This window comes from Bacillus sp. WC2503, assembly GCF_052682895.1.
This window is the reverse complement of sequence record NZ_JBQYMD010000001.1, coordinates 4,287,097-4,310,093: the sequence shown is the minus strand read 5'-3', so window position 1 is coordinate 4,310,093 and position 22,997 is coordinate 4,287,097. Positions and strand designations below refer to the sequence as shown.

The 22,997-nt window shown below is 37.6% G+C and carries 23 protein-coding genes and 1 pseudogene; 20 read left to right on the top strand and 4 right to left on the bottom strand.

Annotation, left to right across the window (positions count from 1 at the left end; genetic code table 11):
* Positions 1–20 precede the first annotated feature (20 nt).
* From ACUN26_RS22360 to ACUN26_RS22350, 3 genes are all read left to right on the top strand, one after another.
* Positions 21–1,205 carry a PDZ domain-containing protein gene (locus ACUN26_RS22360; RefSeq protein WP_000388628.1) on the top strand — a complete coding sequence of 395 codons (1,185 nt, stop codon included), beginning with the start codon at positions 21–23 and terminating at the stop codon, positions 1,203–1,205.
* Positions 1,206–1,467: 262 nt separating this feature from the next.
* Positions 1,468–3,183, top strand: a complete 1,716-nt coding sequence (locus tag ACUN26_RS22355) for an ABC transporter ATP-binding protein (protein ID WP_000944601.1) — start codon at positions 1,468–1,470, stop codon at positions 3,181–3,183.
* A 65-nt stretch (positions 3,184–3,248) separates the two neighbouring features.
* Positions 3,249–3,560 (top strand): heavy metal-binding domain-containing protein, encoded by a 312-nt coding sequence (locus ACUN26_RS22350; RefSeq protein ID WP_000637523.1) that lies wholly within the window; start codon positions 3,249–3,251, stop codon positions 3,558–3,560.
* A gap of 205 nt (positions 3,561–3,765) precedes the next feature.
* On the opposite strand, the gene abc-f is transcribed toward ACUN26_RS22350, so the two are convergent.
* From abc-f to ACUN26_RS22330, 4 genes are all read right to left on the bottom strand, one after another.
* Positions 3,766–5,400: a ribosomal protection-like ABC-F family protein gene (gene abc-f, locus ACUN26_RS22345; protein ID WP_000153742.1), complete on the bottom strand. Its 1,635-nt coding sequence runs from the start codon at positions 5,398–5,400 to the stop codon at positions 3,766–3,768.
* Between the two features lie 273 nt (positions 5,401–5,673).
* Positions 5,674–6,210, bottom strand: a complete 537-nt coding sequence (locus ACUN26_RS22340) for a flavodoxin family protein (protein WP_000497638.1) — start codon at positions 6,208–6,210, stop codon at positions 5,674–5,676.
* Positions 6,211–6,214: 4 nt separating this feature from the next.
* Positions 6,215–6,583 carry a MerR family transcriptional regulator gene (locus tag ACUN26_RS22335; protein WP_001219184.1) on the bottom strand — a complete coding sequence of 123 codons (369 nt, stop codon included), beginning with the start codon at positions 6,581–6,583 and terminating at the stop codon, positions 6,215–6,217.
* Positions 6,584–6,622: 39 nt separating this feature from the next.
* On the bottom strand, positions 6,623–7,528 hold the full coding sequence (locus tag ACUN26_RS22330) for a LysR family transcriptional regulator (protein ID WP_001099966.1): 906 nt from the start codon (positions 7,526–7,528) through the stop codon (positions 6,623–6,625).
* A 151-nt stretch (positions 7,529–7,679) separates the two neighbouring features.
* On the opposite strand from ACUN26_RS22330, the gene ACUN26_RS22325 reads away from it, so the two are divergent.
* The 17 genes and pseudogenes from ACUN26_RS22325 (at position 7,680) to ACUN26_RS22245 (ending at position 22,923) form a co-directional block, all read left to right on the top strand.
* Positions 7,680–8,702 carry a YeiH family protein gene (locus tag ACUN26_RS22325; RefSeq protein ID WP_000438408.1) on the top strand — a complete coding sequence of 341 codons (1,023 nt, stop codon included), beginning with the start codon at positions 7,680–7,682 and terminating at the stop codon, positions 8,700–8,702.
* 292 nt (positions 8,703–8,994) lie between these two features.
* Positions 8,995–9,192, top strand: coding sequence for a helix-turn-helix transcriptional regulator (locus ACUN26_RS22320; protein WP_000538369.1), 198 nt, complete (start codon positions 8,995–8,997; stop codon positions 9,190–9,192).
* A gap of 11 nt (positions 9,193–9,203) precedes the next feature.
* Positions 9,204–9,593, top strand: a pseudogene (locus tag ACUN26_RS22315) (hypothetical protein).
* A gap of 17 nt (positions 9,594–9,610) precedes the next feature.
* Positions 9,611–9,832 carry a hypothetical protein gene (locus ACUN26_RS22310; RefSeq protein ID WP_001150204.1) on the top strand — a complete coding sequence of 74 codons (222 nt, stop codon included), beginning with the start codon at positions 9,611–9,613 and terminating at the stop codon, positions 9,830–9,832.
* 60 nt (positions 9,833–9,892) lie between these two features.
* Positions 9,893–10,132, top strand: a complete 240-nt coding sequence (locus ACUN26_RS22305) for a hypothetical protein (protein WP_016514084.1) — start codon at positions 9,893–9,895, stop codon at positions 10,130–10,132.
* A 99-nt stretch (positions 10,133–10,231) separates the two neighbouring features.
* Complete coding sequence (locus tag ACUN26_RS22300; RefSeq protein ID WP_000268449.1) at positions 10,232–10,993, top strand: MerR family transcriptional regulator; 762 nt, start codon at positions 10,232–10,234, stop codon at positions 10,991–10,993.
* The gene (locus ACUN26_RS22295; protein WP_000025215.1) at positions 10,990–11,610 is read left to right on the top strand and encodes a hypothetical protein; all 621 of its coding nucleotides are present in this window, start codon (positions 10,990–10,992) and stop codon (positions 11,608–11,610) included. Before ACUN26_RS22300 ends, ACUN26_RS22295 begins: the two co-directional genes overlap by 4 nt.
* 45 nt (positions 11,611–11,655) lie before the next feature.
* A complete protein-coding gene (locus ACUN26_RS22290) occupies positions 11,656–12,087 on the top strand; it encodes a DUF4362 domain-containing protein (protein ID WP_000151994.1) in 432 nt (143 codons plus the stop codon).
* A 151-nt stretch (positions 12,088–12,238) separates the two neighbouring features.
* Positions 12,239–14,215 (top strand): excinuclease ABC subunit B, encoded by a 1,977-nt coding sequence (gene uvrB, locus ACUN26_RS22285; protein WP_000401005.1) that lies wholly within the window; start codon positions 12,239–12,241, stop codon positions 14,213–14,215.
* A gap of 11 nt (positions 14,216–14,226) precedes the next feature.
* The gene (gene uvrA / locus ACUN26_RS22280; RefSeq protein ID WP_000030976.1) at positions 14,227–17,097 is read left to right on the top strand and encodes an excinuclease ABC subunit UvrA; all 2,871 of its coding nucleotides are present in this window, start codon (positions 14,227–14,229) and stop codon (positions 17,095–17,097) included.
* Positions 17,098–17,156: 59 nt separating this feature from the next.
* Positions 17,157–17,606: a DUF4275 family protein gene (locus ACUN26_RS22275; protein WP_000394320.1), complete on the top strand. Its 450-nt coding sequence runs from the start codon at positions 17,157–17,159 to the stop codon at positions 17,604–17,606.
* A 114-nt stretch (positions 17,607–17,720) separates the two neighbouring features.
* The gene (locus ACUN26_RS22270; protein ID WP_001267312.1) at positions 17,721–18,101 is read left to right on the top strand and encodes a phage holin family protein; all 381 of its coding nucleotides are present in this window, start codon (positions 17,721–17,723) and stop codon (positions 18,099–18,101) included.
* Positions 18,102–18,257: 156 nt separating this feature from the next.
* Positions 18,258–19,187: an HPr(Ser) kinase/phosphatase gene (hprK, locus tag ACUN26_RS22265; protein WP_001127251.1), complete on the top strand. Its 930-nt coding sequence runs from the start codon at positions 18,258–18,260 to the stop codon at positions 19,185–19,187.
* Between the two features lie 24 nt (positions 19,188–19,211).
* Entirely contained in the window at positions 19,212–20,024 is an 813-nt protein-coding gene (lgt, locus tag ACUN26_RS22260) for a prolipoprotein diacylglyceryl transferase (protein WP_000924230.1), read from the top strand.
* 67 nt (positions 20,025–20,091) lie between these two features.
* The gene (gene ppaX, locus ACUN26_RS22255; RefSeq protein WP_001166732.1) at positions 20,092–20,742 is read left to right on the top strand and encodes a pyrophosphatase PpaX; all 651 of its coding nucleotides are present in this window, start codon (positions 20,092–20,094) and stop codon (positions 20,740–20,742) included.
* Positions 20,743–20,759: 17 nt separating this feature from the next.
* A complete protein-coding gene (locus ACUN26_RS22250; RefSeq protein ID WP_001255056.1) occupies positions 20,760–21,266 on the top strand; it encodes an acyltransferase in 507 nt (168 codons plus the stop codon).
* A 145-nt stretch (positions 21,267–21,411) separates the two neighbouring features.
* Positions 21,412–22,923: a tetratricopeptide repeat protein gene (locus tag ACUN26_RS22245; protein WP_000517711.1), complete on the top strand. Its 1,512-nt coding sequence runs from the start codon at positions 21,412–21,414 to the stop codon at positions 22,921–22,923.
* Positions 22,924–22,997 lie beyond the last annotated feature (74 nt).

The window sequence follows — 22,997 nt, the reverse complement described above, 5'->3', positions numbered from 1 at the left end:
AAATGGTGGTGAATGAGTTCGTGGAGGCATGGATTTTTGAAATAATGCGGGCAGTTGGACGTTTTTTCTTGCACCCTGCTGTCTATGTATTTTTAATAAGTAGTATCTTCGTTGGATATTTACGTATATTACGAGAACGAAAAGATTTTTCTTTTAAAGTTTATGATATTTGGTTTGAATTGCGAACATCTCTATTTGCAGGGCTTGGATATGGATTAATCGTATCTATTATTACGATTGGGCTTGGACTTGTTGTTTCCAAGGCGAGCTTATGGGCCATTTTATTTTGGACATTATTATTTGGATTAACTGCTATGTATCGATATTTATCGGCAGCTTATACGTTCAGTATCGCAATTGTATGTGTTTTATTATCTTCTAAGCTGCCAGTTTCCTTCTTACAGCTTGGAGAAGGTGAAGAGGGTACGATTGTATCTCTTGCTATTTTACTAGGCATCATGCTTGTTGTGGAGGGCTTATTGATTTCTAAAAACGCGGTGAGATATTCTACACCGAGGATTAGGAAGGGGAAACGTGGGCTCAAGATTGGTCTACACGAATCGAAGCGTTTATGGATCGTGCCAATTTTTATTCTTGTACCAGGTGATGCGGTAACCCAGTTTATTTCATGGTGGCCTGTCGTTTCAATAGGGGCAAATACATATTCTTTATTCCTCGTTCCATTTTTAATTGGATTTATGCGAAAGATTAGAAGTTATGAGCCGACGGAAGCTTTACTCTTTACAGGAAGACGTGTTTATGGATTAGCTGGTCTTGTACTTGTTTTAGGGGTCGCGAGTTATTGGTGGCACGTACTTGCTATTATTGCAATGGGAGTCGCAATGCTTGGACGTTTTACGATTTCGATGCAAGAAAAAATTGTAGATGAGACAAGACCAGCATATTTCGCTGCACGCAATGATGGACTTGTTGTGTTAGATACAATTCCAAATACAATTGGGGCCGAGCTGAATTTACTGCCTGGAGAAATAATTACGAAAGTAAATGGAGTCGTTCCAAGGAGTGCCGAAGAATTTTATGATGCACTTCAAACGAAAACAACAGGAGCTTTTTGTAAATTAGAAGTGGTAGATACAAATGGTGAGCTTCGTCTTGCTCAAACAGCATTATATGCTGGAGGACATCATGAGTTAGGCGTTGTATTTGTTCAGCAAGAGCACGAGTGGGATTCGGAAGCGATGTAATAAAAATGAGGGTGTTACCACTAGGTGACACCCTTTTTGTTTGATTGGGAGCAGCAGTACATGAAATTTATATCGGCGATTATTAGAATATATCAGCGCAACTGAAATTATATCGGCGATTTCTCGAATATATCGACTTTCTGGCAAAAAACGAAAACTATCGCAAACCTTATTTGTAGTTTCATAGTCGAATAACTTGAACAATTATTTGATAATGGTTATCATTTAGGGAGTCTTTTAATTTGGAAAAGGGAGGAAATATATGCTACGTAAATTTTTTTCTTACTATAAACCGTATAAAGGTTTATTTATACTCGATTTTTCTTGCGCTGTTATCGCAGGATTACTGGAACTTGGTTTCCCGCTTATCGTAAATCAATTTATTGATAAGTTATTACCAGGACAAAACTGGACGCTTATTTTATGGGCTTGTTTTGGTTTACTTGCAGTTTATATGTTAAATGCAGGTTTACAATATGTTGTTACCTACTGGGGGCATATGCTAGGAGTTAATATTGAAACAGATATGAGGCAGAAATTATTTGATCATATTCAAAAGCTATCATTCAGATTTTTTGATAATAATAAAACAGGTCATCTAATTTCACGTCTTACGAACGATTTAATGGAAATTGGGGAAATTGCTCACCACGGGCCAGAAGATTTATTCATCGCCGTAATGACTTTAGTTGGGGCATTTTCATTTATGATGATGATTAACTGGAAGTTAGCACTTCTAACATTCTTTGTAATTCCATTCCTATTATGGTTGGCGCTTTACTTCAATAAAAAAATGACGGGTACGTTTAGACGTTTATTCTCAGATGTTGCTGATTTTAATGCATGTATCGAAAATAACGTCGGTGGTATTCGCGTTGTACAAGCATTCGGAAATGAAAAGTTTGAGAAAGACCAATTCGCTGTGAACAACGCTCGTTTCCGTACAACGAAATTAATGGCGTATAAAATTATGGCGCTAAACTCATCCATTAGTTATATGCTCATGCGTCTCGTAACGCTGTTCGTATTAATATGTGGCACATGGTTTGTTCTGCAAGGTGAGTTAACGTATGGTGGATTTATCGGATTCGTCTTATTAACGAATATTTTCTTCCGACCAATTGAGAAAATTAATGCAGTTATTGAAAGTTATCCGAAAGGAATCGCAGGTTTTAAAAGGTATGTAGAACTTCTTGAAACAGAGCCTGATATTGTGGATTCTAAAGATGCGATAGAAGTAAAGCATGTACACGGTGATATTCACTATAACAACATTACGTTCGGATATGAAAATAAAGAACCGATTTTAAATGATATTAGCTTGAAAATACACGCAGGTGAAACAGTTGCGTTCGTTGGGCCATCAGGGGCAGGGAAAACAACGTTATGTAGTTTATTACCACGCTTTTATGAGCAGGAATCTGGGTCAATCCAAATTGATGGCATTGATACGAAAGAGATGACTTTATCGTCACTTCGTAAACAAATTGGAATTGTACAGCAAGATGTATTCTTATTCTCAGGAACGATTCGCGAAAATATCGCTTATGGAAATTTACAGGCTTCAGAGGCTGCAATTTGGCAGGCGGTAAAACGTGCCCAGTTGGAGGATTTAATTTACTCGCAACCAGACGGTTTAGATACAGTTATCGGTGAGCGTGGTGTGAAACTTTCCGGGGGACAGAAGCAGCGTCTAGCAATTGCTCGTATGTTCTTGAAAAACCCGCCAATTTTAATATTAGATGAAGCGACTTCTGCATTAGATACAGAGACGGAACTTGCTATTCAAAAATCACTTGCAGAACTAGCTGTCGGTCGTACAACATTAGTTATTGCTCACAGGCTTGCAACTATTAAAAATGCGGATCGTATCGTCGTTGTAAATAAAGATGGTATTGCAGAACAAGGTTCGCATGAGGAATTAATTGAGCGAGGCGGAGGGTATAGCCGATTATACGAAGCGCAGTTTAGTTCGTAAATATAATTTCTGCTGAATTCGTGCACCATAAGTAAGTGGAAATCTTATATGGGAGGCTATAAAGCATGATTGTAACAACAACATCTACAATTCAAGGGAAAGAAATTATTGAGTATATTGATATCGTGAATGGAGAAGCGATTATGGGTGCGAATATTGTTCGTGACCTTTTCGCATCTGTCCGTGACGTTGTCGGCGGCCGTGCAGGAGCTTATGAAAGTAAATTAAAAGAAGCGCGCGACATCGCAATGGAAGAGATGAAAACATTCGCAAGGCAAAAAAATGCGAATGCCATCGTTGGTATTGACGTGGATTACGAAGTAGTTCGCGAAGGAATGCTAATGGTTGCGGTGAGTGGGACTGCTGTCCGTATATAAAGTGAAACTTTAATCAGTGGGGGCATCCCGGCTAGTTATTAGCCATCACTAACTGGGCATTTAATGCCCACAAGTAGCAAGATAAAGTGAAAAGCCGTGCTGGTGCACGGCTTTTTGTTATTGTGATGTCTAATATTATCTTTATGTCGAAGCCACGATATTTCTTGGGAAATGTGGAAGGCCCCGTCGATATATAGGGAAGACATTAGAGCGCTTCTTTACACCGCTGAATTTGAACTAATAATTTTTCATATTCTTGTTCAAGAAATGTGATGTCATCCTGATGATTGGGTATAGAAATCCGGCTGATGACTTCTGTTAATTTCGTTTGTAATCGCAATAATTCTTGTTCAGTAACGTTTACGGAAGCTTGAGTGGTTCTTTTAATGTATTGCTCGTAATTGCCATAGAATATTCTTGGTTCGCTCTCATCTACTTGTAGAATATGGTCTGCAACAGAACGAATAAAGGCACGGTCATGGCTAATGAAGAGTATAGTGCCAGGATACTCTTGTAACATGTTTTCTAATTCTTCCTGTGTTGTTAAATCTAAATAGTTCGTCGGTTCATCGAGCAGGAGCATATTATAGTTTCCTAAAAATACTTTTGCGAGTGCAACCTTCATTCGTTCACCCCCGCTTAGAACGTGCACAGGTTTATGAACATCTTCACGACGGAATAGAAGCCGGGCAAGTATTGTGCGAACGAATGCTTCTGTATAGTTGGTTTCTTCTAGAACGTTCTCTAAAATGGTTTTATCTGTTTTTAAAATGGATAGTGCTTGTTCAAAGTATCCAATTTTACAACTTTTTGAAAGCTGAATGCCACGCTCGTTTGTGAGAAGCATATTGAACAAAGTTGTTTTGCCACTTCCGTTTGCTCCTAAAATAGCTAATTTTGCACCAGGGGCAATAGTTCCATTCATATTTTTAAATAGTGTGCGGTCGCCTATTTTCTTTGTTGCTTTATTGAACTGTACTGCCACTTTACTATGAATGGGTGTATGGTATTGCACGTCAAACTGAGCCTGAGAAAGATCTTTTGGCTTTTCTTTCTTTTCTAGTTTTTCGAGACGTGTTTCTAATGCTTTGGCTGCTTTGCTAACCTGTTCTTGCCCATGAGCCCCGCTTAACTTATAAAGTTTAGATTCAGATGAACTGAACCGAGTTGGGATTTTTGTCATGCTAGAAGCACGTTGCTTTTTTTGTGAAATTGATTGCTCTAAACGATTTTTTTCTTGTATATATTGCTCATACTCTGCTTGCTTTTGTATTCGTTCACGTTCTTTTTGCTTTCGATAGTTGGAATAGTTTCCTTTATACTCTTGAATCATGCCGTCTTCAATTTCAATGATTTTTGTGCATATATTATCTAAAAAATCACGATCGTGCGATATTAAAACAAGTGCCCCTTTATAAGATAAAAGTGCTTTTTCTAATTGCTCTGTACCGGCCATATCTAAGTGGCTCGTTGGTTCATCAGCGAATAAAATGCCTGCATCTTGTTCGAGAGCATGGGCAATCTTTAGGCGCATTCGTTCGCCGCCGCTCATTGAATTTGCGACGTTTGAAATACTCCATTTTCCTTTTGCAAGAGAAGAAGCGGTTTCCAGTATTGTATCGCTAAGCTGTGGAATGATGGCGATAGAACTATGATGAGTTACTGTCCCTTTGTCAGCTTCTATTTCTTTACTTAATATTTGCAATAACGTAGATTTTCCAGCTCCGTTGACTCCAACGATTCCTATGCGATCGTGTGCGTGAATTTCTAGTGATGGTAACGTAAATATGGTACGGTCACCAAAGCTCTTTTCAATATTACGTGCGAATAAAATAGTCATAAAAAAACCTCCCTAGTTTCACTAGAGAGGATAAACGTCGCCCTTCAATGTAAAAATCGTACATAAATAAACGATTTTTCACATGATCGTCTCGAAAGAAAGTATCGACAAATGGACAGACTAATCCTCTGCTAGTTTTCATCATTTTTGTTCACTATTTGTGATGGATGAAATAAATAAGAGAATTAGAACTTCATTGGTCAAATTACCTTCCTTTCATAATATTATTTTTATTGTATGCGCATACAAACGGGTTTGTCAAACTTATTTCTGTTAGCTATTTTTAAATTTGCTATTATACAGTTGTGCCTTTGTAATTGCTTCAGCATCATTTTTGATTTCATCCAATCCATTCGCATCCCCGATAATATACCCTTCAAATGATGAACCAACAAAATCAAAGATATACTGGAATTGAGCAATAAGTGGCAATGCTTTCCGTTTCGGATTGTCTCCGCCAACGATGACGACGTACATTTTTTTACCTTTCATTTTCTCTTTGAAATGAAGAGAGGTATCACGTAAGCTTTGTGACCAGCGATCAACGAAGTTTTTCATATGGCCGCTCATTCCGTACCAGTATAGTGGTGTAGCAAAGATAATCGTGTCGTGCTCTAGCATGCGTTTGGTTAATTGCTCGTAGTCATCATTTACAGGTTGAAATCCTTCAGCATCATGGCGTTGGTCTGTAATAGGATAAATGGTATGGTCACGTAAATAAATTTGTTCTGCTTTCATTCCATCAATCATCATATATGTTAAGGCTTCCGTATTCCCATTTTGTCTTGAACTGCCGTGTATAACAAACATGCAATCATCCCTTTTCTTTTTCTTGTTTTAGGAGTGAAACGTGTTTTTGTAAATTCGTTTGAATGTTAGAAAGTAATGAGATTTGCCTTGTTACTTCATTGAGCTTATCTTCGTAAAGTGCAAGGATACTGCTGCATGGATTTTCGTATAGATGTGGTTCGATTTCGAGGCAGCGCAGCATTCTTGCAGTTTCTTCTAAATTTAAGCCGAGCTGTAAGTACATTTGGATAAGCTCTACTTTTTCAATGGCACTTTTATCGAAATCACGATAGCCGTTTGTGAGGCGATTTGAAGGGAGCAATCCCTTTTCTTCATAATGTCTTAGTGCTCTTTCGCTAACGCCAGTTTCTTTTGATAACTCTCCAATTCGCACTGCATTTCACTCCTTTTACATGTATTGTAAACCTTCACACTAATGTGAAGGTAAACTCTGTTTTTTCGCAAAAGAATCTACATGATTTAAAAACACTTGAATGGCTTTAGATGGAATGAAATATTTGCCACGCACGATGGAGAATGGACGAATTAGTTTTTCAGTTGGAACTTCGACGTGGAATAGTTCTTGGGTTAGTAGTTCTTTCCGCACGGTCCAATTAGAAAGTATAGCGATGCCAAGCCCGGCAGCGACGGCTTCCTTTACACTTTGAATGCTACTAAATGTAAAGAATCGTTTCATTTTTAAATGATGTTGATGAATAAAACGATCGCTATAGGCACGTGTCCCAGAGCCACTTTCTCTTAATACCCATACTTGGTCTTGGAGAGTAGCTTCGTTTATATCCTTGATGTGAAGTAATGGGTGATTTGGAGGGACGACGAGCTTCATTTCATCTTGCATAAACGCTTCAACGTCTACGTCAGCATATACGACTTGCCCCTCTACTAAGCCGATATCAATTTGATTAGAGCGAAGGCTTTGCAAAACTTCTTCTGTATTAGAGATAAGGGTATGAACTTCAACGTGCGGATTTTCATTGGCATAGTTAGCGAGTATTTTGGGAAGTAAGTATTCGCCAATTGTAAAACTAGCGCCGATGCGAAGTGTTCCTGTTACAACGTTATGTAATTCGTTAATTTCCTGTTTTGCATCATCATAAAGAGAGAGCATTTGCTTTGCATGTATGTATAATATGTTTCCAGCTTCCGTAACTTGTACATGCTTTGGGGAGCGCTGAATGAGTGTAGTTCCAAATTCATTTTCCAGGTTGCGAATGTGCATGCTTACACCGGGTTGTGAAAGGTTTAAAAGTTCTGCTGCACGAGAGAAATGTTTCTGTTCAACGACAGTCACAAAGATTTTCAAAATGTCGACGTTCATTTGTTGGCCCCTTTATTTTTGTTTTTATTCTATCATAAGTATTTCTGATGATAGAGATTTAATATTAATATTAAACTTATTATAAAAACTCTCTTATAATGTAAGTAGAAAGAACATGCATGTTCCAATACGATTATTGGGGTGGTACAAGGTGGAACAAACACTTGTTATACAAAAGAAAAAGGGCTTTGGATTTTCGCAAGGTATTGGGATTACATTATTAATCGCCATTGCTGCGAAATATTTAGCGGAGCTTCCATTTTTAAATATTATGGGACAATTAGTAATTGCTATTCTAATTGGGATGATTTGGCGCGCAGCGATTGGAGTCCCTCCAGAAGCGATAGCGGGAACGAACTTTGCGAGTAAGAAGTTGCTTCGCTTTGGGATTATCTTACTTGGAATGCGATTAAATCTGGGTGATATTGCGAAGGCTGGGCCGAAAGTATTGGTCATCGCAGCGGTAGTTATTACATTCACCATTTTCGTTGTATATGGATTGACAAAAGTATTTAAAGTAGAAAAGAAACTTGGGATTTTAACGGCGTGTGGAACGGCGATTTGTGGTGCGGCAGCGGTCGTGGCAATTGCACCACAAGTGAAAGCGAAGGACGATGAAACGGCGGTTGGTGCCGCAATTATTGCTATTTTAGGTACGATATTTACGCTTATTTATACATTATTATATCCAGTGCTTGGCTTATCTCCGTACGGTTACGGTGTATTCTCGGGAGCGACGCTGCATGAAATTGCTCACGTAATTGCGGCTGCGGCACCAGGCGGTAGCACGGCTGTCGACATCGCAGTTATCGTGAAATTAACGCGCGTTGCGATGCTTGTACCAGTAGCGATTTTAATTGGGTTATGGTTTGGTAAGAGCGAGGGAAGCGAAGAAAAGAAATCGTGGAAGGAGCTTCCGATTCCTTGGTTTATATTCGGATTTTTAGCGATGAGTGCGGTACATTCACTCGGGATTATCCCCGAAGTTGTTGCCGGCTATATTGTAATAATTGCGTACATGCTTATCGCAATGGCGATGGCAGGTCTCGGTTTAAATGTAGAGTTTAAAACGTTCCGTAAGTTAGGAAGCAAAGCATTTGTAGCAGGGCTGATCGGCTCGGTTTGTCTTTCTATTCTTGGATATGTTCTTGTATGGGTATTAGGATTTATGTAGTAGAGGAGAAAGCTGTTCCAAAAGATATTTTGGGACAGCTTTTTCTTATGATTATAGCGCTATGGATTTCAGTATTTGTTAGTAAGTCGATATATTCGGAGAATCGCCGATATAAATGGAGTTGCGTCGATATATTGGGAGAATCGCTGATATAAACTTAACTACTATCGTACTTTGTTAGAGAAGGTGTTCAGTGGAATGTTTTTCTAAAATTTGTAAATTAATCTTTACTTGTAATTGGAAAATATTTATAATTTAAGTAAAGATATCTTTACTTTTGAAGGTGGATCCTATGGGTGTGAAAAATAAAATTAAAGAATTAAGAAAGCAAAATCATATAACACAAGTTGAAATGGCAAAGGTGATGCAGGTGACGCGTCAGACGATTGTAGCGATTGAAAATCACCATTACAATCCGAGTCTAGAGTTATCCCTAAAAATCGCCAAATATTTTGGGATGAAGGTGGAGGAAATCTTTACGCTGGAGTAAGGGAAGAAAAAATGGAAAATGCTAAAAAGTTGTATATCGATGCGTTTTTTAGATTGTTGTTGGGAGACGTTTTCGTTCGTATTATGAATCCAGCTATACCAATTTTACCGCTCGTAGTTAGTAACGTTTTAGCAATTGTATTTTTGACAGTGTATGTGTATTAAAAAAAGCGTAAGTACATAAAAGAAGAATTTCCAGATATAGATGAGCGAGTAAATGAAAATATAAAAAAGCATGTAAATGTTTCGTTTATCTTCGCATTCATTCTACTTATAGTTTATATTATTGCGAGCAAAGCGATAGGGAGAATTACTATACCTATTTCAGAAATATTCATTGTATGTAGTTTCTTATTTGCCAGTAGTCTCATCGTAGGAGTTATGAAGGGAAAACGAGCATAGGGATAGGAGGAATGAAAATGCAAGATGAGTTTGAGAGATTTCAGTCGGATAAAGCGTTTAAATATGTAGGGTTGTTTTTCACAATTAGTTTAGCCGTGTGGAGTTTGTACAATTTAATCGTTTATGGAAGTGCTGGCATGCCGTTTGTGTTATTTGTACTAGGGCAGTTTGTTTATTTCTTTGTGAACTATTGGCCGAAGTGGAAATATAGAAATAGTAAAGGTGCTGATCGTGTATGAGTATGGCATCGAAGAATGTGTTAACAACAAGAAATAATAGATAGAAAAAGGGGAACTGGGATGTGGTTACCGGTGTTATGTGTCGCTACAGCTATTTTTGCACTTCTTTGGGGAATGCAAAATTTCTCTCGTAATCCAGTGCCAAGTATTTGTATTATGATTGGTACTGTTGGTTTATCGTATTATTTATTAGTTTCAACTCATTACCATAAAACAGCAACAAGTGTTGTTGTTGTTGTTGTTGTTGGAGCGCTTATTTTATTTTGTGGGCGCGCTGTACAAAAAGGATTATTTCCGTAAAAGCTGTTTATACAATGAGTATAAACAGCTTTTTGTATTTTTTTACAAAAGTCTTGAAAGTTACGTAACGTCATCTTTTATAATGAAGGGGAAGAGGTGATGGCAGTGATTTCAATACAAGAATTGACGAGAGAGACAGGGGTAACAGTACGTACATTACGTTATTATGATCAAATAGATTTATTAAAGCCGAGCGGGAAAACAGAAGGCGGGCATCGTTTATATAGTGAAGCTGACGTAATACGTCTCCAACAAATTTTATTTTTAAAAGAAATGGGATTTTCACTAAAAGAGTCTGCGAATATGTTAGTAAAAGGTGAGCTTAACTTAAAGGATTCGCTTGAAAAACAACTTCGGTTTGTACAGGAAGAACAAAAGAAATTCAATCGAATGGAGCGCGTTTTACAAGCAGTTGTTTATTCGGTGGATGTGGAGGGAGAGCTCGATTGGAAAGTTATGTTTGAACTGATCCAGCTTTCGAAACAGTCTTCTCGTATACGTGAAATATTTCAAAATGAAGTATTTTCAAAGGAAGAACAAAAGTTGCTTCATAATTTGCCAAATATGAGTGAGGAAGATCCCAATGTGTTAGAGTGGGTAGATTTATTAAAGCAATTACGCACTTTTATGAAAGACGGTAAAGAAACTGCAAGTGATGAGGTGCAAGGGGCAATGAAGAGATTAATGCAGAAGTGTTTAGAAATGGCCAATGGTGATGAAGCGTTTTTAGATAAGTTATGGGAAGTTAGAAAATCGAAGGAAGATTCACAGAAAATGAGCATGTATCCAATCGAAGAAGAATTTTTATTATATATGGATGAAGCTTTTCGTATATATGATGAAAAGGAGAAGGATAAATGAGTATACTCGCAGAATATCGTTGGTACTTTTTAATTGGGGCAGAGATTGTATTTTGGTTATCGGCTATCGGTTTCTTTTTACTTCGTTACGGATTCCGTTTGAAGAAGGCAAGCTTTATTATGGGGATTGTACTACTCGTAAATGAAGTGTTCATTTTAACCTTAGGGGTAGTGGACTATTATCAAACAGGGAAGTTTTCTAACTTTCAGATTATTACCGTGATCATTTTATTGTATGCGGTCTTCTACGGGAAAAAGGATTTGAAGAAGCTTGATATATTTGTGCAAAAGTTAGCTGCGAAATGGCGGAATGAACCAGCGCCTGTTATTGAAGAACATATAGAATTAACAGGTATGGCCTATGCAAAGCAGGAAATAAAAAATTGGGTATTACATCTTGTTTTATTCGTTGTTGTGCATACTTTCTTTTTCTTCGCGTATGGGCTTATTCCATTTGAACAATGGGGCAATTGGTTAGAGTCAGGAATCGTTTTAAATAAAACTGCGAGTCGAGTGAGCCAAGTGTGGGCAATTATATTTTTAGTTGATACAGCAATTTCATTTTCATATGTTATTTTTCCGAAGAAGGAGAAAGGAAAAGAGAAGCTACTTTCGTAGAGGAAAGTAGCTTTTGCAGTATACAAATAATTCTTATAGGAGAGGATGACAATAGGAAAAAGAAGTGGTTTTATATGCCTACTTCTCTTTAGTTTAGTAGCATGCTCACAACCTAACATTACAATTGATAAGAAGAATGATGTCATTGTAAAGGAAGCAGTAACTTCTAATCTAGATAAATTTGAAAAGTTCGTTTTGAATGTGGAACAAGGGGAAGTTGATAAAATAAGAATTGTACATTATACACATGAAGGTGATCCGGTTTTTCAAACGTTAGAGTATAGTGGAACAGATATAATTCATATGTTAGATAATAGGCAAGATCGATTTGCTGGTAATCATACAGATATAGATGAAGATAGTTGTAAAAGGATTGTTAAAGAGCAGCGTGAATTACAAACGGCTTATAGGTTAATAGACTGTGTGAATGAAAATGGGCGCAATGGATATGATTTATTATATGTACCTAAAAAATAGAGTTAGTAGAGGAAGGAAGTTTTGACTCCTTCCTTTTTCTATGTATATATTGTCGAAAATTTTACCGAATATCTGTTCGTTTTTTTAGGTTTTTTATGGGCATTCGTGGTAAAATAATAATACAGATTTTTATGAGGAGGTCGGATTTTACTTGGAACATCAATTTGAAATTATCTCAGCGTATTCCCCGCAAGGTGATCAGCCGGTAGCTATAGAGAAGCTTGTAGAGGGACTTAATAGTGGAAAGAAAAAGCAAGTGTTGCTTGGAGCGACAGGGACGGGTAAGACATTTACGATTTCAAATGTCATTAAAGAAGTACAGAAGCCAACACTTGTGATGGCTCATAATAAAACGTTAGCAGGACAATTATATAGTGAGCTGAAAGATTTTTTTCCGAATAATGCAGTTGAATATTTTGTTAGTTATTACGATTATTATCAACCAGAAGCGTATGTGCCGCAAACGGATACTTTTATAGAAAAGGATGCGCAAATTAATGATGAAATCGATAAATTGCGTCACTCAGCAACGTCTGCATTATTTGAACGGGACGATGTAATTATCGTTGCGAGTGTTTCGTGTATATATGGTTTAGGTTCTCCGGAAGAATACCGCGAGTTAGTTGTTTCACTTCGAGTTGGTATGGAAAAGGACCGCAATCAATTGCTTCGTGAACTTGTTGATGTACAGTACGGACGTAATGATATTGATTTCAAGCGTGGGACATTCCGTGTGCGCGGAGATGTAGTTGAAATCTTCCCGGCATCACTTGACGAGCATTGTATTCGAATTGAATTTTTCGGTGATGAAATCGATCGTATTCGTGAAGTAAATGCGTTAACAGGTGAAGTATTAGCAGAACGTGATCATGTAGCAATCTTCCCAGCATCTCACTTCGTTACACGTGAAGAAAAAATGAAGGTTGCTATTGAAAATATAGAAAAAGAATTAGAAGAGCGTTTAAAAGAATTAAATGATAATGGTAAGTTGTTAGAAGCGCAGCGTATAGAGCAACGTACACGTTATGATCTAGAAATGATGCGCGAGATGGGCTTTTGTTCAGGGATTGAAAACTATTCTCGTCATTTAACACTTCGTCCAGCGGGTGCAACGCCGTATACGTTATTAGACTATTTCCCGAAGGATTTCTTAATTGTTATGGATGAGTCGCACGTATCAGTGCCGCAAGTAAGAGCAATGTATAACGGGGACCAAGCACGTAAGCAAGTACTTGTGGATCATGGATTCCGTCTGCCATCAGCTTTAGATAATAGACCGCTCACGTTTGATGAGTTTGAAGAGAAAACGAATCAAGTTATTTACGTTTCGGCAACGCCAGGACCGTACGAATTAGAGCAGTCACCAGAAGTAATAGAACAAATTATTCGTCCAACAGGGCTTTTAGATCCACCAATTGATATACGACCAATTGAAGGTCAAATTGACGATTTATTAGGAGAAATTCAAGATCGTATTGCAAAAAATGAACGTGTATTAATTACGACTTTAACGAAAAAAATGTCAGAGGATTTAACGGATTACTTAAAAGATGTAGGAATTAAAGTGAACTATCTTCACTCTGAAATTAAAACGTTAGAACGTATTGAAATTATCCGTGACCTTCGCCTTGGTAAGTTTGATGTACTTGTCGGTATTAACTTATTACGAGAAGGATTAGATATTCCAGAAGTATCACTTGTAGCTATTTTAGATGCAGATAAGGAAGGATTCTTGCGTTCAGAACGTTCGTTAATTCAAACGATTGGTCGTGCGGCACGTAATGAAAACGGCCGCGTTATTATGTACGCAGATCGCATAACGAGATCGATGGGAATTGCAATTGAAGAAACGCAGCGTCGTCGTACTATACAAGAAGCTTACAATGAAGAGCATGGTATCACGCCGAAAACGATTCAAAAAGGCGTTCGTGATGTAATCCGTGCAACGACAGCGGCCGAAGAACCGGAAACATATGAAGCAACTCCTGCTAAGAAGATGACGAAGAAAGAACGTGAGAAAACAATCGCTAAGATCGAAGCAGAGATGAAAGAAGCAGCAAAAGCGTTAGACTTCGAGCGTGCAGCTGAATTAAGAGATTTACTATTAGAATTAAAAGCGGAAGGGTGAAAAGAGTGAGCATGAGCAAGGATTTTATCGTTGTAAAAGGTGCTAGAGCACATAACTTAAAAAATATTGATGTAACCATTCCGAGAAATCAGCTTGTTGTTGTAACGGGATTGTCTGGTTCAGGGAAATCGTCATTAGCGTTTGATACAATTTATGCAGAAGGGCAGCGCAGATACGTAGAATCGTTATCTGCGTATGCACGCCAATTTTTAGGACAAATGGATAAACCGGATGTCGATACGATTGAAGGGTTGTCACCAGCGATTTCGATTGATCAAAAAACAACGAGTCGTAATCCACGTTCAACTGTCGGGACAGTGACGGAGATTTATGATTATTTACGTTTATTATTCGCACGAATTGGTACGCCGATTTGCCCAAATCACGGAATTGAAATTACATCACAAACAGTGGAACAGATGGTAGATCGTGTTCTTGAATATCCTGAACGTACGAAATTACAAGTGTTAGCTCCTATCGTCTCAGGACGTAAAGGTGCACATGTGAAAGTACTTGAAGATATTAAGAAGCAAGGTTATGTTCGTGTACGTGTTGATGGTGAAATGCTAGATGTGTCAGAAGAGATTACGTTAGATAAAAATAAGAAGCATTCCATAGAAGTTGTAATTGACCGTATTGTTATAAAAGAAGGAATTGCAAGCCGTCTTGCTGATTCACTTGAAAGTGCATTAAAGCTTGGCGGGGGACGAGTGTTAATCGATGTTATGAGAGAAGAGGAACTTCTATTTAGTGAACATCATGCATGTCCACATTGTGGTTTTTCAATTGGTGAATTAGAGCCACGTATGTTCTCATTCAACAGTCCGTTCGGTGCATGTCCTTCTTGTGATGGACTTGGCTCAAAGTTAGAGGTAGATTTAGAGCTTGTCATTCCGAACTGGGATTTAACATTAAATGAACATGCGATTGCCCCTTGGGAACCGACAAGTTCACAATATTACCCACAACTTTTACAATCTGTGTGTAATCATTACGGCGTTGACATGGATATGCCTGTGAAAGATATACCGAAAGATTTATTTGATAAAGTGTTGTACGGGAGCGGTGAAGAGAAAGTTTATTTCCGCTATGTAAATGAATTTGGTCAAGTAAAGGAAAATGAGATTTTATTTGAAGGTGTTATTCCGAATATAGAGCGTCGTTATCGTGAGACGAGTTCTGATTATGTTCGTGAACAAATGGAGAAATATATGGCGGAGCAAGCTTGTCCGAAGTGTAAAGGCGGACGCTTAAAGCCTGAGAGTTTAGCTGTTTTCGTTGGTGATAAAACGATTGCTGACGTAACGAAATATTCTGTTCAAGAAGTACAGGAATTCTTCTCAAATGTTGAGTTAACGGAGAAACAACAAAAAATTGCTCATTTAATTTTAAGAGAAATTCAAGAACGTGTAGGTTTCTTAGTAAACGTTGGCTTAGATTATTTAACGTTAAGTCGTGCGGCTGGTACTTTATCAGGTGGTGAGGCACAACGTATTCGCCTAGCAACACAAATTGGTTCTCGACTCACTGGCGTACTTTACATCCTTGATGAGCCTTCTATCGGTTTACATCAGCGCGATAATGATCGTCTTATTCGTACATTGCAGGAAATGCGTGACTTAGGAAATACGTTAATTGTTGTTGAGCATGATGAAGATACGATGATGGCTGCTGATTATTTACTTGATATCGGACCTGGTGCAGGTATTCATGGTGGTCAAGTTGTATCAGCAGGTACACCAGCTGAAGTTATGCAAGATGAGAATTCGTTAACAGGAAAATATTTAAGCGGTAAAGAGTTTATTCCAGTTCCACTTGAAAGACGTAAAGGTGACGGACGTAAAGTGGAGATTGTCGGTGCAAAAGAGAATAACTTAAAGAATGCGAAGATGTCATTCCCACTTGGTACGTTTGTAGCGGTAACGGGTGTATCTGGATCAGGTAAAAGTACGATGATTAATGAAGTACTATATAAATCGTTAGCGCAAAAGTTATATAAAGCGAAAGCGAAGCCAGGTGCTCATAAAGAGATTAAAGGTCTTGAGCATTTAGATAAAGTAATTGATATTGATCAATCGCCAATCGGTCGTACACCACGTTCTAACCCAGCGACGTATACAGGTGTATTCGATGATATTCGTGATGTGTTTGCTCAAACGAATGAAGCGAAAGTGCGCGGATATCAAAAAGGACGTTTTAGCTTTAATGTGAAAGGCGGACGTTGTGAAGCGTGCCGTGGTGATGGAATTATTAAAATCGAAATGCACTTCTTACCAGACGTATACGTGCCGTGTGAAGTTTGTCATGGTAAACGTTACAACCGTGAAACGTTAGAAGTGAAATATAAAGATAAGAACATTTCTGAAGTATTAGGAATGACAATTGAAGATGGGGTAGAGTTCTTCGCTAATATCCCAAAAATTAAGCGTAAACTTCAAACGCTTGTAGACGTTGGGCTAGGTTATATGAAATTAGGACAGCCGGCAACGACGTTATCAGGTGGTGAAGCACAGCGCGTGAAATTAGCCTCTGAATTACACCGTCGTTCTACAGGGCGTACGTTATACATTTTAGACGAACCAACGACGGGTTTACATGCACATGATATTGCACGTCTTCTAGAAGTGTTGCAACGTCTTGTAGAGAGTGGTGAGACGGTACTTGTAATTGAACATAATTTAGATGTAATTAAAACAGCTGATTATATCGTTGACCTTGGACCAGAGGGCGGGGACAAAGGTGGACAAATCGTCGCTTCTGGAACGCCAGAGCAAGTAGTAAAAGAAGAACGCTCGTATACAGGTAAGTATTTAAAAGAGATTTTAAATCGTGATAAAGCAAGAATGAAAGAGAAAATAAAAGAAGTAGAGCTATCGCAATAAGTTTATTACGAAAAACCGAGTGGAAATGACACTCGGTTTTTCGTTCATAGGGGGAGAAAATGGAGTTTATAGATGTTTTAAGAAAGAAAAATATGAAGGTAAGAGAGTTTCAAAATTGGGGTGTTTATTTTCGCAAGCGCTGGGAGGAGCATTTTGCAAACCATTTAAGTGATGAAGAAAAAGAAGACATTTTCCTTTATGGAGATAAGTATGGCTGTGGGTATCTTTGGCACATATTTAGTTATGAGAAGAAGAAGTGTTTAGAGGGGAAAGAAGCGGAGAACGCGTTTCATAATGAAGTGAAAAAGGAGTGCTATATCTTCTATCAACACTGTAATGATGTACTACTAATAAAAGATGCGAGTTTATTAAGTATGGATGATATATTACGTGAAACAGATGATATGTATAAAGGTGATATATATATTGTAGATAAAGATTTCACTTGGACTTTTGTAAAAACTCATGAAGATAGATGGTGTGGTCCTTATTTTACTAGGAGATGTTAGTAGGTATACAAGCATGAAGGGTAGAATAAGTTGATATAAGTGTTTGTATGATACTTGCGTTTATTGTCTATTAGCGTATGATGAAATATATATGTCAAAAGGATGTGTAAGAAAATGAGATGGATTGTATCACTTCTTGTAAATAGCGTTGTGTTAATCGCTGTATCGGGACTTTTAAAAGGGATTGCACCAGACGCGTTTTACGTAGCAAATATACAAACTGCAATTATTGCGAGTATTATATTGGCGGTTTTAAATGTGTTTGTAAAACCATTTTTAATTTTAATTACGCTACCAATTACTGTTGTAACGTTCGGGTTCTTCTTAATTGTTATTAATGCGATTACGTTAAAAATAACAGATTCATTATTAGGAGATGCTTTTAATATAACAGGGTTTGGCGTAGCAATTATTGCGGCAATTTGTATTTCTATTTTTAATATGATAATTGAAAAGGCAATTGTTGAACCGTTATATGAAAAAAAGAGAAAATGACAAAAAGAAAAACATTTCATCATTCGTATGAAATGTTTTTTTCTATTTATGAGAAACCGTATTTCTTGTTTCCAGAAAAAAATGGTACAATATCCGGTAGAATGGAATTTTACATCAAACGAGACTGAACCCGCAGCGGAGTGGAGGTTTATACATATGCCAAAAGTAAGGACAAAAGATTTAATTGAACAATTTCAATTGGAGTTAATAAGTGGTGAAGAAGGAATTCATCGTCCGATTGATACAAGTGATTTATCACGACCTGGAATTGAAATGGCAGGATTCTTTACATATTATCCAGCTGATCGCGTGCAGCTTCTTGGAAAAACGGAGCTTACGTTCTTTGATACGTTAACGACAGAGCAAAAACAAGAGAGAATGAAAGCGCTTTGTACCGAGGAGACGCCATGTATTATTATAACTCGTAATCAAGATGTACCAGATGAGTTATTACAAGCATCACGTGAATCAGGCATGCCTTTATTACGTTCTTCTCAAACGACAACGAGATTATCAAGTCGTTTAACAAATTATTTAGAAGGTAAGTTAGCACCAACAACTGCTGTTCATGGTGTATTAGTAGATATTTACGGTGTTGGTGTTTTAATTACAGGTCAAAGTGGTGTTGGTAAAAGTGAGACAGCTCTTGAACTTGTGAAGCGTGGCCATCGCCTTGTTGCGGATGATAGTGTAGAAATTCGCCAAGAAGATGAAGACACATTAGTAGGAAGCTCACCAGATTTAATTGAGCATTTATTAGAAATTCGTGGTCTAGGCATTATTAACGTTATGACGTTATTCGGTGCAGGGGCAGTGCGAAATTATAAGCGTATTACACTTGTTATTAATCTTGAAATTTGGGATCAAAAGAAAAATTATGATCGCTTAGGTCTTGATGAAGAGAAGATGAAGATTATTGATACAGAACTTACGAAGATTACACTTCCAGTTCGCCCTGGCCGAAACTTGGCTGTTATTATTGAAGTAGCAGCAATGAACTTCCGTTTGAAACGTATGGGAGTCAATGCGGCACAACAGTTTTCTGAACGATTAATGAGTGCGATTGAGTTAGGGAATCAGGAGTAAACTTTGGAGAGGGAGGTCATACATATGCTGTTAGGTTCTGTACCACAGCTTGACCGCGTAGCCATCCAACTTGGGCCGTTTCCTGTTTATTGGTATGGGATTATTATCGGTACAGGTGTGCTATTAGGTCTTTGGCTAGCAACTCGTGAGGGAGAAAGGCTAGGTATTCCAAAAGATACATTTGTTGACCTTGTATTAATTGCAGTACCGATCGCTATTCTATTTGCGAGAATGTACTATGTTATTTTTGAATGGGAATATTACGCGCAAAATCCGAGTCAAATTATTAATATTCGTCAAGGTGGCTTGGCGATTCATGGTGGTTTAATCGGGGCTGTTATTACAGGTATTCTTTTTGCAAAACGACGCGGGCTTTCATTCTGGAAGTTGGCGGATATTGCTGCGCCGAGTATTTTATTAGGACAAGCAATTGGCCGATGGGGAAACTTTATGAACCAAGAGGCGCATGGTGATGAAGTAACGAGACAGTTTTTAGAAGGTCTTCATTTACCAGATTTCATTATTAATCAAATGTATATCGAGGGTGTGTATTATCACCCGACGTTTTTATATGAATCATTATGGAATTTTGCAGGTGTCATTTTATTACTCGCACTACGAAAAGTGAATTTACGACGCGGGGAATTATTCTTTACATATTTAATTTGGTATTCAGTAGGGCGCTTCTTCGTAGAAGGCTTACGTACAGATAGTTTAATGCTAGGACCACTTCGTATTGCACAAGTAATGTCAATTGGACTTGTTGTTATTTCTATTATTTTCATTATTGTGAGACGAAAAATGGGGCAAGCTGATAAAAGATATTCAGAAAATTAGAGACAAGTAGCATCTTATTATAAGATGCTGCTTCTTTCATATTCAGGAAAGCGAAAGGACTAGGGCGATGCAAATAAATACAGTGTTATTTGATTTAGATGGAACTTTAATTAATACAAACGAACTTATTATTTCTTCTTTTTTACACACTTTAAATACATATTATCCAGATCAATATAAGCGTGAAGATGTGCTGCCATTTATCGGTCCATCTTTGCATGATACTTTCAGCAAGATTGATGAAAATAAAGTTGAAGAGATGATTACATGTTATCGTCAATTTAACCATGAGCATCATGATGAATTAGTAGAAGAATATGAAACTGTATACGAAACAGTTCAAGAGTTGAAAAAACAAGGTTATAAAGTTGGTATTGTTACAACGAAAGCGAGACAAACCGTTGAGATGGGATTAAAGTTGTCAAAGCTTGATGAGTTTTTTGATGTTGTCGTGACAATTGATGATGTGGAACATGTGAAGCCACATCCAGAACCACTTCAAAAAGCGCTCGAGTTATTAAATGCGAAACCAGGAGAAACAGTGATGGTTGGGGATAATCACCATGATATTGTCGGCGGACAAAATGCGGGTACGAAAACAGCTGCGGTTTCATGGACGTTGAAAGGTAGAGCGTATCTAGAATCTTACAAACCAGACTTTATGCTAGATAAAATGAGTGATTTACTGCCGATTTTGTCCGGTATTAACCGATCATAAGTAGAGGAGAGGATTAAGTGCGACGGACAACGCGCTATCCTGTTTCAGGAGAGAATTCATTATGGAATGTGTATAAAACCGTGTCTTTTTGGAAGGTAATGAAAAACTTTATTATTATTCAAATTGCACGTTACACACCATTTTTATCTGTGAAGAATTGGTTATATCGTACGTTTTTAGGAATGAAAGTAGGAGAAAAAACATCATTTGCACTTATGGTTATGCCCGATATTATGTTTCCCGAAAAAATCACGGTGGGTGACAATTCAATTATCGGATACAATACAACGCTTTTAGCGCATGAATATTTGATTCGTGAATATCGACTTGGAGAGATTGTCATAGGAAATGAAGTGATGATTGGAGCGAACACGACAATCTTACCGGGGGTAAGGATTGGAGATAGCGCCATTGTTTCGGCTGGAACACTTGTCCATAAAGATGTACCGAGCGGCGCTTTCGTAGGTGGAAATCCAATGCGTATTATTTATACGAAAGAGGAAATGGCGGCTCGAGAAGGTTGATGCTAAAAATGTAACATTTCTTTTCTTTTTTTATGAATAAAAAGGAAATAATTGAGTATAATATACTGTTTTGTTTTTTACGGAATCGTTTATACTTATAGATAGAAGAATGTGTGAGCGAAGAAAACAAAAAACTGGAGGATATATGGGGAAAAATCAAAGGATATATAAGGAGAACGGACAAGTTATCTCTTTTAACCAATTAGCGGACTTCTTTTATAAAAAAGGGATGAGGGCTTACAAAGGGCAAAAATTGCAAGATGCAATTAAATATTTTCGAAGAGCGGCACAAAGCGAGAAGGAGCCGTTTATTTTATGCCAATTAGCAATAGCGTTATCTGAGGCTGGTGAATACCAAGAGTCGAATCAGATATTTCTAAAGCTTGCTAGATCCAACCCTGAACTTGAACAATGCTATTATTTTATTGCAAATAATTATGCATATATGGGTTTATTTCAACAAGCGAAGAAGTATGCGGATCGATATTTAGAAGTTGCGAAAGAGAAGGAATTTGTAGAAGATACATTAGAATTGCTTGAGATTATGGAAGAAGAAGCAATGGGTGCGGAAGAGATTGAGGATGAAGATGATTTAATTGTTATGCAAGAAGAGGCAAATCGTTATATTCGTAATGGACAATTAGAAGAAGCAATTGCTACATTAGAAATTGTTACGAAAGATTATCCGGAATTTTGGTCGGGTCATAATAATTTAGCCATCGCACATTTTCAATCTGGTAATGTAGACAAAGCGTTGAAATTAACGGAAATGATTTTAGAGAAAAATCCTGGTAATATACATGCGCTTTGTAATACGCTTATTTTTCTATATTCAATTGGGGAACATAAACAAGTAGAAGCATTAGCGGGACAGCTAGTTTCAGTATATCCGATTTCATTTGAACATCGTTTGAAACTTGGAACGACCCTTGCAACAATTGGTTATTTCGAGCATGCATATAAGTGGTTCAAAGTATTAAAGCGTCAAGGATATGAGGGAGACGTAAGTTTTTATTATTGGTTTGCGTATTCTGCGTATATGGTGAAAAATCAGCAAGTAGCTGAAAAAATGTGGCAACATGTAGTAGAATTGCACCCTGATAAAAAAGGAAAAGAGCCGTGGAACGCACTAAATTTAGCGGATGAAGGGCAAAACGTGTTGTTTGAAGAATTACAAAAGTCATTTCAGCAAAGTGCGACGCTAGAGGAGCAAATGCTAGCTTTATATTTAATGAATGAATTGTCAACACCAGAGAAGGTCGGATTCTTTTTTGATGTAACGCAAGTGAAAAATGGTGTTCCAATTGTATCGCAACTTGCAAAGTATTTCTTTTTACTTAATAGTCATAAAGGTATTCCTGCTGATTTACAGCAATTTGAACAATGCGCGCGAATCGCGGACGCATTATATAATTATACGAAAAAGGACGATGAACTAATCGAAGAGTGTTTACACTTTTGGTTTTGTACGTTCATACGTTTATATACATCCGGGTCTGTTTTTACAAACGTGTACGGTTGGTCGGCGGCAATTGAATATATTGTGCGCGGCGAACAAGGAAATAAGATGACGCAGTCGGAGCTTGGAGATGTATATAATGTATCTGTAGCGACTGTTCGAAAGTATGTGCAAGCTGTTAAGCGTACGCACACATAGTATAAGCAAATCATTGGGAAAAAAATGATGCTAACAGTATAATGAGGGTAACTTAATTGTGTAGGAATGGATAG

Bases quoted from the DNA above. Each gene is read 5' to 3' on its own strand.
- ACUN26_RS22355 (WP_000944601.1), top strand. From the start codon at position 1,468: ATGCTACGTAAATTTTTTTCTTACTATAAACCGTATAAAGGTTTATTT.
- ACUN26_RS22350 (WP_000637523.1), top strand. From the start codon at position 3,249: ATGATTGTAACAACAACATCTACAATTCAAGGGAAAGAAATTATTGAG.
- abc-f (WP_000153742.1), bottom strand. From the start codon at position 5,400: ATGACTATTTTATTCGCACGTAATATTGAAAAGAGCTTTGGTGACCGT.
- ACUN26_RS22340 (WP_000497638.1), bottom strand. From the start codon at position 6,210: ATGTTTGTTATACACGGCAGTTCAAGACAAAATGGGAATACGGAAGCC.
- ACUN26_RS22330 (WP_001099966.1), bottom strand. From the start codon at position 7,528: ATGAACGTCGACATTTTGAAAATCTTTGTGACTGTCGTTGAACAGAAA.
- ACUN26_RS22320 (WP_000538369.1), top strand. From the start codon at position 8,995: ATGGGTGTGAAAAATAAAATTAAAGAATTAAGAAAGCAAAATCATATA.
- ACUN26_RS22310 (WP_001150204.1), top strand. From the start codon at position 9,611: ATGCAAGATGAGTTTGAGAGATTTCAGTCGGATAAAGCGTTTAAATAT.
- ACUN26_RS22305 (WP_016514084.1), top strand. From the start codon at position 9,893: ATGTGGTTACCGGTGTTATGTGTCGCTACAGCTATTTTTGCACTTCTT.
- ACUN26_RS22300 (WP_000268449.1), top strand. From the start codon at position 10,232: ATGGCAGTGATTTCAATACAAGAATTGACGAGAGAGACAGGGGTAACA.
- ACUN26_RS22295 (WP_000025215.1), top strand. From the start codon at position 10,990: ATGAGTATACTCGCAGAATATCGTTGGTACTTTTTAATTGGGGCAGAG.
- ACUN26_RS22290 (WP_000151994.1), top strand. From the start codon at position 11,656: ATGACAATAGGAAAAAGAAGTGGTTTTATATGCCTACTTCTCTTTAGT.
- uvrA (WP_000030976.1), top strand. From the start codon at position 14,227: ATGAGCAAGGATTTTATCGTTGTAAAAGGTGCTAGAGCACATAACTTA.
- ACUN26_RS22275 (WP_000394320.1), top strand. From the start codon at position 17,157: ATGGAGTTTATAGATGTTTTAAGAAAGAAAAATATGAAGGTAAGAGAG.
- ACUN26_RS22270 (WP_001267312.1), top strand. From the start codon at position 17,721: ATGAGATGGATTGTATCACTTCTTGTAAATAGCGTTGTGTTAATCGCT.
- hprK (WP_001127251.1), top strand. From the start codon at position 18,258: ATGCCAAAAGTAAGGACAAAAGATTTAATTGAACAATTTCAATTGGAG.
- lgt (WP_000924230.1), top strand. From the start codon at position 19,212: ATGCTGTTAGGTTCTGTACCACAGCTTGACCGCGTAGCCATCCAACTT.
- ppaX (WP_001166732.1), top strand. From the start codon at position 20,092: ATGCAAATAAATACAGTGTTATTTGATTTAGATGGAACTTTAATTAAT.
- ACUN26_RS22245 (WP_000517711.1), top strand. From the start codon at position 21,412: ATGGGGAAAAATCAAAGGATATATAAGGAGAACGGACAAGTTATCTCT.